The organism is Bradyrhizobium sp. McL0615, from assembly GCF_049993905.1.
Classification (GTDB): Bacteria; Pseudomonadota; Alphaproteobacteria; order Rhizobiales; family Xanthobacteraceae; genus Bradyrhizobium.
Genome location: NZ_CP188254.1, coordinates 3,659,431 through 3,676,087, shown reverse-complemented (window position 1 = coordinate 3,676,087; position 16,657 = coordinate 3,659,431). Strand labels below are relative to the sequence as shown.

General features: G+C 60.5%; 17 protein-coding genes. 10 read left to right on the top strand and 7 right to left on the bottom strand.

What is annotated here, in order from left to right; genetic code table 11:
• Window positions 1-15: 15 nt before the first annotated feature.
• The 4 genes from ACPPVP_RS17320 to ACPPVP_RS17305 all read right to left on the bottom strand — a co-directional run bounded on the left by ACPPVP_RS17320 (window position 16) and on the right by ACPPVP_RS17305 (window position 4,521).
• Entirely contained in the window at window positions 16-1,233 is a 1,218-nt protein-coding gene (locus tag ACPPVP_RS17320; RefSeq protein WP_426536355.1) for an ABC transporter substrate-binding protein, read from the bottom strand.
• A 441-nt stretch (window positions 1,234-1,674) separates the two neighbouring features.
• The gene (locus ACPPVP_RS17315; RefSeq protein WP_426536353.1) at window positions 1,675-2,919 is read right to left on the bottom strand and encodes an ABC transporter substrate-binding protein; all 1,245 of its coding nucleotides are present in this window, start codon (window positions 2,917-2,919) and stop codon (window positions 1,675-1,677) included.
• An 83-nt stretch (window positions 2,920-3,002) separates the two neighbouring features.
• Window positions 3,003-3,485 (bottom strand): hypothetical protein, encoded by a 483-nt coding sequence (locus tag ACPPVP_RS17310; protein WP_426536351.1) that lies wholly within the window; start codon window positions 3,483-3,485, stop codon window positions 3,003-3,005.
• A complete protein-coding gene (locus ACPPVP_RS17305; protein ID WP_426536349.1) occupies window positions 3,478-4,521 on the bottom strand; it encodes an amidohydrolase family protein in 1,044 nt (347 codons plus the stop codon). Before ACPPVP_RS17305 ends, ACPPVP_RS17310 begins: the two co-directional genes overlap by 8 nt.
• Before the next feature lie 184 nt (window positions 4,522-4,705).
• Here ACPPVP_RS17305 and ACPPVP_RS17300 point away from each other — a divergent pair, with 184 nt between their 5' ends.
• From ACPPVP_RS17300 to ACPPVP_RS17255, 10 genes are all read left to right on the top strand, one after another.
• Entirely contained in the window at window positions 4,706-5,917 is a 1,212-nt protein-coding gene (locus ACPPVP_RS17300; RefSeq protein WP_426536347.1) for an NAD(P)/FAD-dependent oxidoreductase, read from the top strand.
• 12 nt (window positions 5,918-5,929) lie between these two features.
• Window positions 5,930-7,222, top strand: a complete 1,293-nt coding sequence (locus ACPPVP_RS17295; RefSeq protein WP_426536345.1) for an aromatic ring-hydroxylating oxygenase subunit alpha — start codon at window positions 5,930-5,932, stop codon at window positions 7,220-7,222.
• 10 nt (window positions 7,223-7,232) lie between these two features.
• The gene (locus ACPPVP_RS17290; protein WP_426536343.1) at window positions 7,233-7,718 is read left to right on the top strand and encodes an aromatic-ring-hydroxylating dioxygenase subunit beta; all 486 of its coding nucleotides are present in this window, start codon (window positions 7,233-7,235) and stop codon (window positions 7,716-7,718) included.
• A gap of 17 nt (window positions 7,719-7,735) precedes the next feature.
• Window positions 7,736-8,497, top strand: coding sequence for an SDR family oxidoreductase (locus ACPPVP_RS17285; protein ID WP_426536341.1), 762 nt, complete (start codon window positions 7,736-7,738; stop codon window positions 8,495-8,497).
• Window positions 8,498-8,505: 8 nt separating this feature from the next.
• A complete protein-coding gene (locus ACPPVP_RS17280; RefSeq protein ID WP_426536339.1) occupies window positions 8,506-8,820 on the top strand; it encodes a non-heme iron oxygenase ferredoxin subunit in 315 nt (104 codons plus the stop codon).
• Window positions 8,807-9,559 carry a TetR/AcrR family transcriptional regulator gene (locus tag ACPPVP_RS17275; protein WP_426536337.1) on the top strand — a complete coding sequence of 251 codons (753 nt, stop codon included), beginning with the start codon at window positions 8,807-8,809 and terminating at the stop codon, window positions 9,557-9,559. The genes ACPPVP_RS17280 and ACPPVP_RS17275 overlap by 14 nt, the downstream gene beginning before the upstream one ends.
• The gene (locus ACPPVP_RS17270; protein WP_426536335.1) at window positions 9,556-10,440 is read left to right on the top strand and encodes a VOC family protein; all 885 of its coding nucleotides are present in this window, start codon (window positions 9,556-9,558) and stop codon (window positions 10,438-10,440) included. The genes ACPPVP_RS17275 and ACPPVP_RS17270 overlap by 4 nt, the downstream gene beginning before the upstream one ends.
• A 25-nt stretch (window positions 10,441-10,465) precedes the next feature.
• Window positions 10,466-11,326: a VOC family protein gene (locus ACPPVP_RS17265; RefSeq protein ID WP_426536333.1), complete on the top strand. Its 861-nt coding sequence runs from the start codon at window positions 10,466-10,468 to the stop codon at window positions 11,324-11,326.
• A 60-nt stretch (window positions 11,327-11,386) separates the two neighbouring features.
• Window positions 11,387-12,166 carry an SDR family oxidoreductase gene (locus ACPPVP_RS17260; protein ID WP_426536331.1) on the top strand — a complete coding sequence of 260 codons (780 nt, stop codon included), beginning with the start codon at window positions 11,387-11,389 and terminating at the stop codon, window positions 12,164-12,166.
• A gap of 168 nt (window positions 12,167-12,334) precedes the next feature.
• Window positions 12,335-12,469 (top strand): hypothetical protein, encoded by a 135-nt coding sequence (locus ACPPVP_RS17255; RefSeq protein WP_426536329.1) that lies wholly within the window; start codon window positions 12,335-12,337, stop codon window positions 12,467-12,469.
• An 87-nt stretch (window positions 12,470-12,556) separates the two neighbouring features.
• Here the strand turns inward: ACPPVP_RS17255 and ACPPVP_RS17250 are convergent, their stop codons facing one another.
• From ACPPVP_RS17250 to ACPPVP_RS17240, 3 genes are all read right to left on the bottom strand, one after another.
• On the bottom strand, window positions 12,557-13,906 hold the full coding sequence (locus ACPPVP_RS17250; RefSeq protein WP_426536327.1) for a carbohydrate porin: 1,350 nt from the start codon (window positions 13,904-13,906) through the stop codon (window positions 12,557-12,559).
• A gap of 134 nt (window positions 13,907-14,040) precedes the next feature.
• Window positions 14,041-15,102, bottom strand: coding sequence for an ABC transporter permease (locus tag ACPPVP_RS17245; protein ID WP_426536325.1), 1,062 nt, complete (start codon window positions 15,100-15,102; stop codon window positions 14,041-14,043).
• On the bottom strand, window positions 15,099-16,625 hold the full coding sequence (locus ACPPVP_RS17240; RefSeq protein ID WP_426536323.1) for a sugar ABC transporter ATP-binding protein: 1,527 nt from the start codon (window positions 16,623-16,625) through the stop codon (window positions 15,099-15,101). Before ACPPVP_RS17240 ends, ACPPVP_RS17245 begins: the two co-directional genes overlap by 4 nt.
• Between the last annotated feature and the right edge of the window lie 32 nt (window positions 16,626-16,657).

Sequence of the window (16,657 nt, the reverse complement as noted above, 5' to 3'; positions counted from 1 at the left end):
TCCGAGCTAATACCGTTACTTTGCCGAAGCTGACGTTCCGGCTTCATCGATCAGTTTCCAGGAAGAACCCTCGAATTTCGCCATGCGCAGCGATTCATAGGGCGCATAGTCGTTCGGTGTGGTGTTGAGCTGGATGCCGGGCAGCATCATCTTGAAACGCGCACCCTTCATGCTTGTCGCCTGCTTCAGGAGATTTTCCCGTGTCAAATCGTCTCCGCATTGCTTGATCGCCTGAACGATGCCTTGCACGTTGACGTAGCCGGACAGGGCGACGAAATCTCCGGGATTGTCGTTCGGTACCCACTTCTTCATGAATTCAACATACTCTGTCACTTCGGCATCACTAGCCCAAGCCGGATCGCCGGCTTGCTTGGTGAATTGCGTCGTAATGATGCCTTGCGCGTTATCGAAGCCAGCCGGCTCCAGCACTGTCTTGACCGAATTGGTCGGGCTGGCAAGGAATTGTAGCGGCGTCCAGCCCGTCTCCTTCACCTTGCGCAGCCCTTGCGCGGTGAATTTTGGGGTCGAGAAATACAGTAACGTGTCAGCACCGGAATCCTTCAGGCGAACGATCTGCGAGTCGATGGTTGGTTCGGTTATTTCATAGGCGACTTCGGCGACGATCTTGGTCTTGTCACCGAGCGCTGCCTTCAGGCCCACCAGGAAATCCTTGCCGTAGTCATCGTTCTGATAGAGCACGCCGATCTTGGCCGACGGCTTGTGCTTCAGGATGTATTGCCCGAATGTCTTGCCTTCCATTTCGAAGCCAGGATACATCGGCACGGTCCAGGGAAAGTTCTGAGGGTCGGCGAAACGTCGGCCCCCGGCAGAGACGAAGATGTGCGGCACCTTGGCGCCGTTCAGATATTTCTGGATCGCGACATTGGGCGTCGTGCCGACGGTACCGACATCGGCCAACACCCCGTCATCCTCGACCAGTTTTCGAGTCTGTTCGATCGCCTTCGGCGGACTGAACGCGTTGTCGAGCGAGATCAGGTTGATCTTGCGGCCATTGATGCCACCGGCCTCGTTGATCATCTTGAAGTAGCCGGTCATCACGCGGCCGTAGCTCGAAAACGCCGACGCCGGCCCGCTATAGGGGACCGTTTGGCCGAGCTTGATCTCGGTGTCACTGACGCCCGGACCGTATTTCTTCTCCGCGGCCGACAGCTGGCTGATTGCTCCGAACGCAATTGCGGCGACCGCGGCCGCCAATCCAAACTTGCGGACCATGTTTCACTCCCCCGTTTTGCCCATTTCAGCGGATCATTATGTCGTACACTAGCATACTATTTGTCCGCTTACAATTCGGCCTTCCGGTTTCTTTTTGTCACACCCCTCGGTCGGCGCCATCAGGGCACTTGGAAGCGACGGGACGATCTGATCTGCACGTCTGGTTGCACGTGCAGTCACCGCCGCCCGGGCAAGCGCCTCAGTGACGGGCCGAAGAGCGCTTGCCGCCCAATGCACCGTTTCGATCCACGCGATCAGAAGTACTTTCAAGCCCTGGTCGGACAAGTCCTCGACGACAATCTCGAGCAATACGAGCCGTCCCAGCGGCGCCAGCCTGCCGTCGAGATATTTTCTGAATCTCTACGTTGGCAGGCGTGGCCGCCGCGATAGCTCCACACCCACTATCGCTCTTCCTTGTCCGCCCTCCCGACCTTGGCGATTTTATTCCGAAAGGATCTTGAGGTCTTCGAGCGAGATCATTTCGCCTATGCCGACCCACTGCTTGCCGTCGAACTGCGCGAGCTGCATATTGTGGAACGCGTCGTAATTGTCCGGAGAGTTGTAGATTTTCACACCATTGAGAATGAGCGGCGGCGTGTAACCCTTGAGGTTGGTCGCGTGCTTGAGGAGGTTCTCGCGCGTCAAATTATCGCCGCAGAGCTTCAACACGTGCTCGATCGCCGCGGCGTTGTTGTAACCGGGAATCGCGGTTGCATCGTCCAAATTGAGCCGCGGCATGTATTTTTGCGCGAAAGCCTTGTAGCCTTTGACGCCATCATCATCAGCCTCCGCCGGATCGGTGACCGTCTTTTCCCAGCGCGCGGTGATCAACCCCTTCGCATTCTCGAGGCCGGCGGGAACCAACGTCGCGCCGACCGAGGCCGAATTCGAGTTGATGATGAACGTCGGTTGCCAGCCGAGGCTCGCGACCTTGCGGATGGCTTGCGCAGCGAATTTGGACGCACTCAACTGAACGAAGACGTCGGCGCCGCTTACTTTGCATTCGACGATCTGATTCTCGATCGTGGGCTCGGTCATTTCGTGACTAATTTCCTTCACAATCATTTCCGAGGCGCGAGCGCCCAACCCCAGCTTCAACCCCCGCAGGTAATCGCGGCCAAGATCGTCGTTGACATACTGAACCGCAATCTTTCCGTTCGGCTTCGTTCTAAGGAGTTGCCTGCCGAATACAGCTCCCTGAGAGACGTAGGAAGGATAAAACGGGACGATCCAACGGAAGCCCTTGGGATCGTTGAAGCGCACCGCACCGGAGGTGAGAAACAAGCTCGGGACACCTTTTGAATTGAGATATTTGGAGACCGCCGCGTTGGGCGGCGTGCCCAGGAATCCGGCGATGGCGAACACCTCCTCGGATTCAACGAGCTTGCGGGTTTGCTCGACGGCCTTCGGTGGGCTGAACGCGTTGTCGAGTGAGATCAGATTGACCTTGCGGCCATTGATCCCGCCGCGATCGTTGACCATTTCAAAATAGGCGGTTTGCGCCTGACCATAAACGCCGTAGGCCGAAGCCGGACCGCTATAGGGCGACGTCGTGCCGAGCTTGATTTCGGTATCGGTAACGCCGACGTCGTAGTCTTTGGCGGCGTACGATTTTCTGGAGTGACCCAATGCGAATGCAGCGGCACCGATGCCGGCTAATGCCGAGCGACGGGTAATTGGCTTCATGACGATCTCCCCTGTTTGGTCGATTTCGCTCGTTAGACCGAGCTTGTATGTTGGCCTTGATAGGGACTACATGCGCGCAACGCTCACTCCAGACATATCGTCGCCTCGGCGTTGACCGACGGCAGCAAAACACTGTCGATCTCCGCAAAATCGCGATCGGTCAGTTCAATTGGCGCCGAGAATGTCAGGGCATCCATGTGGCCATTGAGAACGTTCGGATAACGCCACACCGCCTTTGCAACGGTACGCGCACCGCTCCGGAACTCGATCGCCAACGGCTGCGGCTTGCTCGAACCGTGGCCACTTTGATAACCATCCCCGATGCAATAGATTTCGAACTGGAATGCCGCAGGACCGCGACGCTGGACCGCGATTTCGATATCCAGCAGGCCGAAAACGGGATCGGCCTTCACACCCTCCTGATAGAAATAGACGAATGCGATCCTGCCGTACTTGCTTTCACCCCGGCTCGCATCCGACGGCACCTGCGCGTCGCTGCGGCCGGGTGTCCGCGGCGGCATGGGACCGAGCAGACACATCTGTGGAAGCGACCGGCACTCAACCACCTGGGCGTCTCCCCTGCATTGAAAAGGAGTTCGGTGCTTCCGCGCGATCCAGTATCTTCACGTCATGATTGCGGCCCAGGAAGGCGAGCGCATTGTCGGCCAGAACAGCTTCGCTACCCAGCGCGCGCAGAGCAAAGAGGCCCGGCTGCTTCTGCCTGATCGAAAAGGGATAATCGGATCCGACAACAATATGATCAGCACCCACCGCATTCGCTAGGAACGACAGCGACGCCGGATCGTAAAGAATCGTATCGTACCAGAACTGACGCGCGGACTTCGACGGCGGCTGCGTCATTTGGCCTTTAAGCCCGAGGGACCATCCGAAGTCCATTCGAGGCAATATCCACGACAGCGCGCCGCCGCCATGGCTGAGCAGTACTCGCAATCGCGGAAATCGCTCCGTGATTCCGGCTGCGAGCAGCGACACGGACGCCAGCGCGGTTTCCAACGGAAAGACCGCCGTCGCCGCAAACTCCGGGCTCGCTCCGATCCGTTCCATGCCGGCTGGGTGCAGTGGATGCACGAAAACCCCCAGATCCAGCCCTTCGGCAGCCTCATAGAGCGGAAATAGAGTTTCGCTTCCGAGCGCCACGCCATTGATATGGGTGCCAACCTCAATTCCCGCGAAACCGAGTGACTTGACCTTCTGCAACTGGCGCACTGCGCGCGGAACGTCCTGCATGCAGACCATCCCGATACCCGCGAAGTTCCGCGGGGCCTCCGCAATCATGCCCGCGATTTGCTCGTTTATGACATCGGCGAGGAACTCTGCGTCATCGCCCGGCAGCCAGTGCGACAGCAACTCCGGCATCGGCGACAGTACCTGCATGTCGGTCCCGTCCTCGACCATGTCCGACAGGCGCTTGCCGACATTCCAGGACCGCGCATCGATCTTGCGGAACATCTTGCCGCCAATCATCACCGCGGCCTGATCGCCTTCCATCAACTCAACACTCGGCCACCGACGGTCCCGCTTGGGATCGGCAGCCAGTCGCGCAGGCACAACATGGGTGTGAATATCGATCACAGCGCCCACCGCGTCTCTCCCTGTTGCTCTTTGCGAGCTTATGCGTCGATCGGGAGCCGCCTTGCTTGGAAATCCCGAGCCACAGTTTTTACTTTACAAACAGGATTGATTGTTTCTAATTTGGAGTCAAGGCGTCTTTTGAAAGCGTCATGACGGCGGCCGGCTTTGGCAACGCCGCGAGGGAGCGAACGCGGTGGACCTTGCGAAGACACGCGTCGTGATCGTTGGAGCCGGACAGGCAGGAGGCCGCGCGGCTGAAGCACTGCGAGCGGCTGGTCATGTCGGGCCGATCACCTTGATCGGTGAGGAAGCACACCTTCCCTATGAGCGGCCGCAACTATCGAAGTCGATCTTGCTCGACCGCGAGCCCAACCCGGCGTTTATCCGGACTCAGAACGACTGGGCCGAACTCGACGTCACCCTGTCGACATCTTCCCGCGTCGTCGCCGCGGATATCGACCGGCGAGAGATCGGACTGGCAAACGGAAGGGCGTTTGCATTCGACCAGTTGCTGCTGGCGACAGGCACGCACCCTCGCAGAATGCCTGAAGTCGAGAGTGGCGCGCTACCCGTTAGCTATCTCCGCTGCATGGACGACGCGTTGGCCCTGCGGCGCGCGCTGCAGCCGGGCAAGAATGTCGTTCTCGTTGGAGGCGGCGTCATCGGCCTTGAGGTTGCCTCCGCCGCAGTCGCACGCGGCTGCAATGTCGTGGTCCTCGAAAAGGCCGCTACCCTACTCCCCCAGGCTGGCTCGCCAGCACTGAGCCGGTTTGCGCAAGAACTGCACGTCGCCAAAGGCGCGAAGATCATGTGCGGCGTTTCCGTGAAGCGGGCAACCGTCGGCGCAATCGAGCTGGAAGACGGAACGCTCATCCCTGCCGACATGGTCCTTGTTGGGATTGGCGTCGAGGCGTCCGTAGATCTTGCTCACCAGCTTGGACTGACGACCCTTCATGGCATCAAGGTCGACACATCGGGCGCTACCGCCATAGACGGCGTTCATGCGGCCGGCGACGTCGCCGAACAATGGAGCCGATGTCACGACCGCTGGATGCGACTCGAAAACTGGGCCAACGCACAAAATCAGGCAATCGCCACCGCAAAAAACATGGCCGGCGAAGCCACGGCCTACGAGGCGCCGCCCTGGTTCTGGTCCGATCAATATGATTCCAACATCCAGATCGTCGGGCATCCGGGCGGTGGCGAAGAGATCGTCAGGGGCGACGTCGCCGGCGGCCGTTTTACGACGCTGAGCATCCGCGACAACGAGGTCGTCGGAGGCATCGCCGTCAACTCTGCCCGCGACATGTCTGTTCTGCGCCGCCTCGTCGCATCGCGAAAGGCAGTTTGCAGAAGCGATCTTGAAAACCCGAATTTTGAGTTGAAGCGCTCACTTGCGTCTTAGAAAGGAAATGACATGAAAGCAGAAAACGCCCAGCCGGCCCTGCTTATTGATCCGGCCCAACGGGTCTTCAAGGTCGCGCGCCGCAACTTTGTCGATCATGAAATCTACGAAGCGGAGAAGGAAAAGATCTTCGATCGGTCCTGGCTGTATCTCGGGCATTCCTCCGAATTGCCGAAGCCGGGCGATTTCATCAGCCGCTCGGTTGGAGGCCGAAGCATTCTCTTTACGCGAGATGCCAAGGGGCAGCTCCGGGCGCTGCTGAACACTTGCCCGCATCGCGGTGCTCAGGTCTGTCGCGAGCGCAAGGGCAATGCCAAATCATTCCAGTGTTTCTATCACGGCTGGGTATTCGGCGCGGACGGCAAACTGCGAAGCCAGCCGGGCGAAGAATCCTATCCCGAGGGGTTCAAGGGCCGAGATACCTCGAACATGCAGGCCGTCCCGCGTTATGAAAGCTACCGCAACTTCAATTTCGTTTCCTTCGATCCGAATATCATTCCGCTGGTGGATTACCTTGGCAATGCCAAGGAATACCTCGACGTGATCTGCGACCAGACCGACGCAGGCATGTCGATCGTCGCGGGCAGTCAGGAATATTCGATCCGCGCCAACTGGAAGCTGCTGACCGAGAACAGCATCGACGGCTACCATGCGATGACCACGCACGCGAGCTACTTCGACATTCTGATGAATTCGACCGACAACATGAGCGCTGGCACGGGCGGCGGCTTCGGCTACGATCTCGGCAACGGGCATGCGGTTCTGGAATATGCCGCGCCCTGGGGCCGACCGGTCGCGCAATGGATTCCGGGCTGGGGCGAGGCCGGCAAGACCGAGATCGCCAGGCAGTACGACAAGCTGGTCCAGCTCTACGGCAAGGAGCGCGCTGACCGAATCGCGCTGAAGAACCGCAATCTCTTTATTTTTCCGAACCTCGTCGTCAACGACATCATGGCCCTGACGGTCAGGACCTATTTTCCCATGGCCCCCGATTACATGGTCATCAACGCCTGGGCGCTGGCGCCGAACGACGAAACGGCGTGGGCGCGCAAATACCGCCTCAATAACTTCCTCGAATTCCTGGGCCCCGGAGGATTTGCCACCCCTGACGATGCCGAGGCGCTCGAGCATTGTCAGCGTGGATTCAAGAATTCGAAGGAAGCCTTGTGGAACGACATCTCAAAGGGCATGGGCAAGGACAAGCCCTCGCACAATGACGAACTTCAGATGCGCGCGTTCTGGACCCAGTGGAACAAGCAGATGTTTCCCGCGCCGATCCCCCACATCAAGGGCGTAGCCGCCTGAGGAGCACGCCATGCATTCCGTAACCCGTTCCGATGTTGAGGACTTTCTGTTCGCCGAAGCCGACCTGCTCGATCAATGGCGGCTGCCAGAATGGCTGACGCTATTCACTGAAGACGCCAAATACGAAGTGCCCTGTACCGACCTGCCTCCCGATGCGTCCCCAGACACCAACCTGTTCTACATTGCCGACGACCGCGTCCGGCTCGGCGAGCGGGTGAAACGGTTGATGAAGCGCACCGCGCATGCCGAATTTCCGCATTCCAAGACCAGCAGGATCGTCGGCAATGTACGGATCCACGGGAGAAGCGATGAGCAAATGGAGGTCAGCTGCGTGTTCCAGACGCTGCGGACCAAGGATGGCACGACCGATCTCTATTTCGGGAAAAGCAATTACCGGCTGACGACCAACGGTGACGGCCTGCGCATCAGGGAAAAGCGCTGCCTGCTCGGCAGCGAAGGACTGCGTCCGCACGGCCGCATCAGTATCGTCCTCTAGAGGAAAATGGCTATCAGATGAATTCGCGATTTTCCGACCAGGTTGTCGTCGTCACCGGTGCGGCAAGCGGCATCGGCGTCGTTATCGCCAGGCATTTCGCCGATGCCGGCGCGCGCCTGGTGCTGTCGGATGTGAACGAAAAAGGTCTCAAATCCGTCGCCGAGGATATCGCGGCATCCGGGCATGACATGCCCACCATCAAGGCCGGCGATCTTTCGAGGGAAGAGGTTGCCGGCGGTCTCATCAAGGCGGCCGTCGAGACCCACGGGACCCTTGATGTGCTCGTGAACAATGCGGGTGGCGGCATCATCAAGCCGTTCCTCGACCACACACCCGATACGCTGCGCACGACGATCGACCGCAATCTATGGACGGCGCTATGGTGCACTTGGCATGCCGTTCGCATCATGAAGGCCAAGGGGTACGGCCGGATCGTGAATATCGGCGCCGATTCGGTCCGCAACGGACTTTGGGATCACGCGGCCTACAACGCCGCAAAGGGCGGCGTCCATGCGATGGTGACGGGGCTGGCCCGGGAGTTTGCCAAGGACGGGATCACGGCCAATGTCGTTGCACCCTGCATCGTGAACACGCCACAGGTCCAGAAAGCCACCTTGATGTCGCACCAGGCCCTGCAACGGTTCGTCGATGTGGTGCCGATGGGACGGGCCGGTGAAATGGACGAGGTGGCCTCGATGGTCTGCTATCTGGCCTCAAAGGAAGCGTCTTTCGTCACGGGACAGGTCATCAGTGTCAACGGTGGCAGCACGATGTTATGATCGATGTCATGAACCAAAATATCCTGATCGGTACCATCGCAGACTTTCCGGACGGCGAAATCCGGCCAGCCGCCATGCCGGACGGAACCACGTTGGCCGTCTACAACGTCGACGGAACGATTTATGCGACGGCCGACCTGTGCACGCATGGCGAAGCGTCGCTTTCGGAAGAAGGCATCCTGACCGGGAAGATTGTCGAATGCCCCTGGCATTTCGGCACTTTCGACGTCACCAGCGGCAAGCCCACGGGCATGCCTTGCACGGTTGCGCTGCAGACGTTCGCCGTCAAAATCATCGAAGAAAGTGTCTATGTCGAATTCTAGAGACCCAAAGCAGACGGGACAGCGCCTCTCCGGAACGCTGCAGAGCCCTGCCCCAAGGCAGAAGCTGCGCTCGCGCCGGGAAAGCTCATCCGAGCCCAAATATGCGCCGCGCCGGACCCAGGCGGAACGCAGCGAAACCACCCGCAAGCAATTGCTCGATGCCGCAACCAAGCTTATCCGCCAGAAGGGTTTTGGCGGTCTGCGGACCATCGAGGTCGCGAGCGTGGCCGGCGTTTCCCGCGGCGCCCTGATGCATCATTTTCCGAGCAAGCACGCCCTGGTCGTCGCGGTCTTGACCTACGTAAACGAAGTAACCTTCGCCCAGAGTACGCGCCGGGCCCAACTGGCGCGGAGCAGCAAAGATCCGATCGCGGAGATCATCAAGGACGCGCAGGATTTCTTCCTCGGCGACTACTTCTTCATCGAGCTTGCCATCGCGATGAGCGACGAGAGCACGCGCCGCCTGCGGCGCGAAACGCACCAGTTCACGCGGCAAACGCGTTTCTCCATCGAGGCCGCCTGGCTCGACACGTTGGTATCCTCGGGCATCCCCCGGCAATTGGCCAGCGACGTCCTTTCCTTGACCCTGAGCGCCGTGCGCGGATTTTCGGTCCGCATGCTGATCGAGAACGATCCCGAGCAATTCACGCGGCTGATGAATGTCTGGCGCGGCATCGTTCGCCAGCATCTGGCGTCGGCGATACCGGGCAAGTTGCGCAAGCAGGGTCGAAAGTCATGAGCGCGGAATCCTCGTCGCGTCGTCCATCCGTGCAGTTATGCTATGTGAGACTTGCGGTCAGCCAGCCGCAAATTGCAGCGGCTTTCGCAGCCGATGTCCTCGGTCTGCAGCACGTTCCCAACGAACTGGAACCGTACCTGTTTCGCTCGGACGAGCGCTATCACACGCTCTGTCTGGTTGACGACAGCCAGCGATCGAGCATCGGCATCGAGATTGCGGATGAGCCAGAACTCGACCAGGTAGCCAAGGATTTGGCCAATGGCGGCTTTGCCGCGCGGGAAGCGACGAAAGAGGAATGCGCCAAACGCTTCGTTCGCCGCGCTTTGATCATCGAGGATGCCACCGGTAACCGGATTGATCTGGTGCTGCGGCCAGCCCGAAGCGGCCGCCGCTATTTCCCGAGCCGCGATGCCGGCATCACTGGATTGCAGGGCGTCGGACTTCGCAGCACCTCGATCGAGGACGACCTCAGGCTTTGGACGTCGATACTGGGCGCGAGGGTGACCGACCGCGTCGGCGAGGTAACCTATCTCGGCATCGACGAGAAACACCACCGCGTGGCGCTTTATCCTTCGGACCGGCCGGGCTTGGTCTACGTTTCGTACGGCGTCGAAAGCATGGATGCCGTCATGCAGAACAACTATTTCGTCCAGGAACGCCAGATCAAGATCGTACACGGACCGGGGCGCGAGCCGGCATCGGGCCAGATATTCCTCCGGTTTGCCGGTCCCGAAGGCTACGTGTTCTCTTACGGCTACGGCTTGAGGGACATCGACGCGCGTCATCGTTCCCGACAATTCACCATGGAGGCTTCCTCGCTTTGCGAGTGGGGCAGCCAATGCACCGACATCGCCGAATTGCAGGCGACCGAAGCCAGATGACCCATCCTCTGAAAGGGAGAGCGGCATGATCGAGCTCAAGGACCTCTCCTATGTGAGGCTTGGCGCATCCAGTCTCGAGGACGCCGAAAGCTTTGCCACCAAATGCCTCGGCCTGCAGATCGGCGAGCAGTCAGGCAAGGCCCTTTATCTCCGATCTGACGACCGGGCCCATACCTTGTGCTATTTCGAAGGCGACCCCGCCGATCAGACCGTTGGATTCGAAGTGGAGGACGAGAGCAAGCTCGATGCCGCCGCGGCAACGCTGGATCGGCTGGGCCATCCCGTGCATGCCGGCACGCCGACCGAATGTGCGTTACGCAAGGTGAAGGCGTTTATCGGCTTCAAGGATCCCACCGGCAATCAGATTGAACTTGTGGTCCGGCCGGAACGCAGCGGCAAGCGCTACTTCGCAGCCAGGGATGCCGGCATAACCGGCTTCAGCCATGTCGGCCTCAGCACGACCAATCCGACGCGGGACGAGCAGTTCTGGACCCAGGTTTGCAACGCCCGCGTCAGCGACCGGATCGGGGATATCGCGCTGATGCGCGTCAACGCCATTCATCACACCATCGCGCTGGCGCCGGGACGCGGGCCGGGAATTCATCACGTCAACCACCAGGTCGAAAGCAACGACGACGTGCTGCGCTCCTACTATCATCTGTCGGGCCAGCGGGTGCCGATCGTGTTCGGCCCCGGCCGGCATCCGACCTCAGGGGCGCGCTTCCTGTATTTCAAGGGGCCGGATGGCATGGTGTTCGAATATTCTGTCGGCGTCGACGAGATCGAGGACGAGGCGACGCACCGGCCGCGGCAATTCGGCTTCGAGCCGAGCAGTCTGTGCATGTGGGGCTCCAGGTCTGCCGGCATGCCCCTGCCGAAATCCTGAAAACGACAAACATACAAACCATCCGCCGCAAGAAGCGGAGCAGGTCGAGGCGAGAGAACCATGGATCTGGGATTGAACGGCCGCACGGCGATCGTGTGCGCGGCAAGTCAGGGGCTCGGCAAGGCAAGTGCAATGGCGCTGGCGCGCGAGGGCGTCCATCTCGTCATCGCCGCGCGACGCCGCGAGGTGTTGGAGGGCGCTGCCGACGAGATTGCGGCCGCCACCGGCAACCGCCCCAAGACGGTCATCGCCGACGTGACCGCGGCGGAAGGCCGCGATGCCATTCTTGCCGCCTGCCCTGCTCCCGACATTCTCATCAACAATGCCGGTGGGCCGCCGCCCGGCGATTTTCGCAAGTTCGAGCGCGACGACTGGATCAAGGCCCTCGATGGCAACATGCTGGCGCCGATCGCCCTGATCAAGGCAACGCTGGATGGAATGATCGCGCGCAAGTTCGGCCGTATCGTCAACGTCACCTCACATGCGGTAAAGGCGCCGGTCGCGATGCTCGCGCTGTCGAACGGCGCCCGTACCGGCTTGACCGGTTTTGTCGCAGGTCTCGCGCGATCCACCGCTGCACACAATGTGACCATCAACAATCTGCTGCCCGGCACCTTTGACACCGATCGCCTGAAATCGAACCTGGCGGCGCTGGCCAAGAATTCCTCGCGCGGCGTCAGCGAGGTCACCGAAGAGATCAGAACCGCCAATCCTACCAAACGGTTCGGGTCGCCCGATGAATTCGGCGCAACCTGCGCATTCCTGTGTTCCGTTCACGCCGGCTACATCACCGGACAAAACATCCTGATCGACGGCGGCGCATATCCCGGCACGTTCTAAGCATTTTCGCGACACGCTCAACACACGCCGTCGACAGTACCAACGACAAATAGGAAGACGGCACGACAGAGGTCAGGGTCGCGATCGTAGCGCCGGGCGTGGTTGCCACGCCAGACGTCGGATGGCCAATCAATCCAAGAAGCCTGATCGCGTCAAGGGATGCGCTGCATGCTGAAATCGATCGCCCCGCTTCTCAACGCGGGCGCAGCGGTCAGCTCTACGCCGTTACAAACCCACGTTGAAGGGCTACGAACGCTCGAGGCACCTGACCAGAAGAGCGCGCGCATGTTGCACGCGCTCTAATGGCATTTCTTGGCATGCCGTATAGGTCATGCACACAGCTTTCGCGTAAGAGCCCCTCAACGTTTGGCTGGACAGGCTACCGTCGCATCAGAAGTGGACCTCGGTGCGCATACCAAGAACCACGGCGTTGTCGGTCTTCACGCCCGCGGCGTTATAGCCGCGCCCGCCGGGATTGATCACATACTGCGCGTCGAACTTGAGGTTCAACCAGCCGGTCGCCTGCCATCCGTACCAAGCTTCGATCGGAACTTCGTTGCCGCCGGCGTTGGGACCGAAGGCGGCCGAATTCACGTGGGTCGTGCCCACCGCGAAGCCGACTTCGTCCTTGGGGCGCCAGGAGAACGTTCCGGTATGCCTGAAACCCAGGGCGATCTGGTAATCCTGGTACGAAGTCCGGTGATCGGCGACAGTGGTATTGAGGAAGGTATACCAACCCTGCGCGTCGGGACCGTCAACGGTCAACCGCTGCAGGATCGACTCGTAAATGCCGTAGCGGCCTCTTCGATCTCCGAGATTTTGATCCGGGACGCCACCGACGCCCGGGATGGTGGTGATGATACCCGAGAGGCCGCCATCAATGGTCGATGCACTGTCGTACCAGCCGCCAAGTCTCCAGGTCCCGGTCAAAGGAGCCTTGGGCGACCAGACCAACTCCACCGGCACCATCACGCCACTGGCGCGGCTCGAGGCGGGGATTCCCGGCAAGAAGTAGATGGCAGAGTCTGACGTCGTCAGGTAATTTGGATTGGCATCGTAGACGCCGACCGAAATAGTGAATTCCGGGGCCAGCTGGTAATGGACGACACCGGCCCACTGGCTCACCGGCCAGTTATAGATGTACCCGCCCTGGATGTTGCCGGGCTGGCCGCCGCAGAAGGTCAGGTTGATGAACTCGCATAGACCGAAGAAGAAGTCGGAGCCGACGGGAAGACGGCCGCCCTTGAGTTCGAGGCGGTCATCGAAAAGCTTCTGCGAATAGTAGAGCTGTGTCAGGCGCAGAATATTGCCGCGGCCGAACACTTCGTTGGTCAGCTGCAAGGCGGGAATGTCCGCTTCGGTATTCAGATTTTTGCCGAAGCGATCGACCAGCGTGAGGCCGACGGTGCCGCCGGGGATGCCGGCAAGCTTCGCCAGATCGAACTTCGCGCCAAACCACAACTGACCAGCGTTGGCTGCGGTGTTCCTGCTTCCACCCGTGAGGTTGCCGACGGCTTCGTCACCCAGCGTCAGGCCGATATCGATGCCCTGCTCCTTCAGCTTCGTCCTGCCGAGATCGCCGAACAGATACGGTCTCGTCCAGAAATCATCGGCCGCAGCATAAGGAACAGGAGCAGCCTTCGTTGAAAAGTCGGCCGCATGTACTGCACCGCTTAACAGCGATGAGAAAGCAATCCCCACACCGAACGCACATGCGGTATTCACAAACCTGCGCAACATTTTTCTCGTCCTCCCGCCGTCCCAGGCTTTGTAATTCTTGCCTCACGTCCTTGCCCAAAGCCCTCGAGCCTGGAACGTGCTCCTCCCCAGCGGCCGCCGACGAGCGGCTTCGTGTCAACTGGAGCTTGGATCTGTCATACTTGGTCGCCCGTTCTCGCCGGCAACACAGCCGCCGCGTGCGGTGACGCGTTCTGCTGTCCTTGCACAAGTGTCGATTTCGGCGCTGCGCGAGCCAGGCCGGCGAGCGCGATCTTGCGCCGCCGACGCACCTGTAATTGCTGATCCGCCAGCACGCCTAACAGAATCACCGTCCCCATCACCGCGAAGTTCAGGGAGTTGGGGATGCCCAGGATATTCACAAGGTTCTGCAGCACCTGCAGCAGCGCTGTCCCCAGCACGATACCTAGAATAGAGCCCTCGCCACCGCGTAGGCTGCATCCACCCAGGACGGCGGCCGCGATCGCGTAGAGCTCATAGAAGTTGCCGAAGGAGCTCGGAGAGACTGAGTTCGTGTAGAACACGAACAAGACGGTCGAAACTCCCGCGAGCCCGCCGCTGATGATATAAGCGGTTGCGATCACGATATTTGTGCTGATGCCGGAGAAGCGCGCCGCCTCCTCGTTTTTGCCGACGGCATACAACCAGCGCCCGTAGACCGAGCGGTGCAGCACCACGCCGAGGACCAGCGCAAGGACGATCAGGAGGATGAAGGTGTTCGGGATGCCCGCCACATTGCCGGAAGCAATGTTGCTCAGTGCCCCGGCTTCGTCGCCGTAACCGAAGCCGCGTGTCGAGTCGCTCGTATAGTAGCGGGCGGCGCCGCGATAGATCAGCAATCCGCACAGCGTCACGATGAAGGGCTGCATCTTCAGCCGGGTGATGAGGAAACCCTGAATTCCTCCAAGCGCCAGCCCGCCCAGCAACACGGCCAGCAGCGCCACGGGCCAGGGAACCTCATAAGTCGTCAGAAGGTCAATGAATACGACGCCGAGCAGCGCGAACATCGAGCCAAGCGAGAGGTCGATGCCGCCGGTGATAATCACGAGCCCCTCGCCAAGCGCAAACACACCAAACAGGCCGATCAGATTGGCCATGTTCAGCAAGTTCACCAGCGACAGGAAGGCCGGATTGATCGCGCCCGTGACGGCGGAAATCACCACGAGCAGCAGGGCCAGGCCGAGTTCCTTCTTGTTCATGGCGCAGCCGCTTCCACGGTTTCCAGCGCCTGGCCGATTGCGAGTTGCAGCACGTTGTATTCGCTGAACTGCGGGCGCTCCAGCACGCCGCTGACGCTCCCTTCATGCATCACCGCGACCCGGTCGGAGACACCAATGACCTCCTCCATGTCCGAAGAAATCATCACGATCGCGACGCCCTGGTCGGCGAGCTCGCGCATCAGCGCGTAGATCTCGCTCTTGGCACCGACATCGACGCCACGGGTCGGTTCGTCGAAGAACATCACGCGCGGCTGCATGGAAAGCCACTTGCCCAGCACGACCTTTTGCTGGTTGCCGCCGGAGAGCGTCACGGCCTCCATATCGATGCTCGCCACCTTGATGGAGAGGCGCCTCACCTGCTCTTTCGCGACCTTGCGTTCGGCCGGCCCGCTGACCAGCCACATCCGCGCATAATTCAGCAGGCTGGCCAGCGTCACGTTCTCTCGGATCGGCAGCTCCAGCACGAGCCCGGATTTCTTGCGGTCCTCCGGCATCAGATAGATGCCTTGCCTGATCGCATCCCGCGGCGAACCGACATCGACCGGCGCGTTGTCGATCCTGATCTCGCCGCCCAGCAGCGGATCAATGCCGAAAGCCGCGCGGGCAAGGGAGGTGCGACCAGCGCCCACGAGCCCTGCCAGTCCGAGGATCTCGCCATGCCGCACGGAAAGATCGATCTGCCGGTCGGGAAAGGCCGATGTCACGAGGCCGACGATGTCGCAGCCGCCCGGCTGCGGCGGCCGCTTCGGCGGCGTATGCAGCGCTTTCAGGTCGCGGCCGATCATCAGCCGGATCATTGCGGCATGGCTTAGCTCGACCCGCGCCAGCTCCCCCACCGTGCGCCCGTCGCGCAGCACCACGACGCGATCAGCGCACGTCATGATCTCGCCCAGCCGGTGAGAGATATAGATCACGGCGATGCCGTGCGCCTTCAGATCGGCAATCACCTCCAGCAGCCGTTCAGTCTCCGAAATTGTCAGGCTGGAGGTCGGCTCGTCCATGATGATGACGCGGGCGTCGATCGAGAGCGCCTTGGCGATCTCCACCATCTGACGCTCGGCGATGGACAGGTTGTCGACCAGCGTGTCCGGGGTGAAATCGGCGCCCAGCCGCTCCAGCAGCGGCGTCACGCGGGCACGCATCTCGGCGTTGTCCACCAGCTTCAGCGGGCCGCCGACAAGCTTCTCGCGTCCGATGAAGACGTTCGCGGCGACGTCGAGATTCTCGAACAGGTTCAGTTCCTGATGCACGAAGGCGATTCCGGCCTGCGTCGCCTCGCTCACCGTCATCCGGGTATGGTCGGTGCCGCCGATGCAGATCACGCCCTCGCTCGGCGCGATCACGCCACCCAGCACGCGCATCAGCGTCGATTTGCCGGCACCGTTTTCACCGATCAGGCCCAACACCTCGCCTCGGTACACACGCAGGCTGACATCGTCGAGGGCCATGACCCCGGGATAAGACTTGCTGATCCCGACGAGTTCGAACAGGATTTCCGTCATTCGTTTCCTCCCGCACGACGCCCGGCGGCTGC

Excerpts from the sequence above, each read along its gene's own strand:
- ACPPVP_RS17260 (WP_426536331.1), top strand. The coding sequence starts at position 11,387 with ATGGATCTGGGATTGAACGGCCGCACGGCGATCGTGTGCGCGGCAAGT.
- ACPPVP_RS17250 (WP_426536327.1), bottom strand. The coding sequence starts at position 13,906 with ATGTTGCGCAGGTTTGTGAATACCGCATGTGCGTTCGGTGTGGGGATT.
- ACPPVP_RS17290 (WP_426536343.1), top strand. The coding sequence starts at position 7,233 with ATGCATTCCGTAACCCGTTCCGATGTTGAGGACTTTCTGTTCGCCGAA.
- ACPPVP_RS17280 (WP_426536339.1), top strand. The coding sequence starts at position 8,506 with ATGAACCAAAATATCCTGATCGGTACCATCGCAGACTTTCCGGACGGC.
- ACPPVP_RS17265 (WP_426536333.1), top strand. The coding sequence starts at position 10,466 with ATGATCGAGCTCAAGGACCTCTCCTATGTGAGGCTTGGCGCATCCAGT.
- ACPPVP_RS17275 (WP_426536337.1), top strand. The coding sequence starts at position 8,807 with ATGTCGAATTCTAGAGACCCAAAGCAGACGGGACAGCGCCTCTCCGGA.
- ACPPVP_RS17295 (WP_426536345.1), top strand. The coding sequence starts at position 5,930 with ATGAAAGCAGAAAACGCCCAGCCGGCCCTGCTTATTGATCCGGCCCAA.
- ACPPVP_RS17255 (WP_426536329.1), top strand. The coding sequence starts at position 12,335 with ATGCTGAAATCGATCGCCCCGCTTCTCAACGCGGGCGCAGCGGTCAGC.
- ACPPVP_RS17315 (WP_426536353.1), bottom strand. The coding sequence starts at position 2,919 with ATGAAGCCAATTACCCGTCGCTCGGCATTAGCCGGCATCGGTGCCGCT.
- ACPPVP_RS17285 (WP_426536341.1), top strand. The coding sequence starts at position 7,736 with ATGAATTCGCGATTTTCCGACCAGGTTGTCGTCGTCACCGGTGCGGCA.
- ACPPVP_RS17240 (WP_426536323.1), bottom strand. The coding sequence starts at position 16,625 with ATGACGGAAATCCTGTTCGAACTCGTCGGGATCAGCAAGTCTTATCCC.
- ACPPVP_RS17270 (WP_426536335.1), top strand. The coding sequence starts at position 9,556 with ATGAGCGCGGAATCCTCGTCGCGTCGTCCATCCGTGCAGTTATGCTAT.
- ACPPVP_RS17320 (WP_426536355.1), bottom strand. The coding sequence starts at position 1,233 with ATGGTCCGCAAGTTTGGATTGGCGGCCGCGGTCGCCGCAATTGCGTTC.
- ACPPVP_RS17245 (WP_426536325.1), bottom strand. The coding sequence starts at position 15,102 with ATGAACAAGAAGGAACTCGGCCTGGCCCTGCTGCTCGTGGTGATTTCC.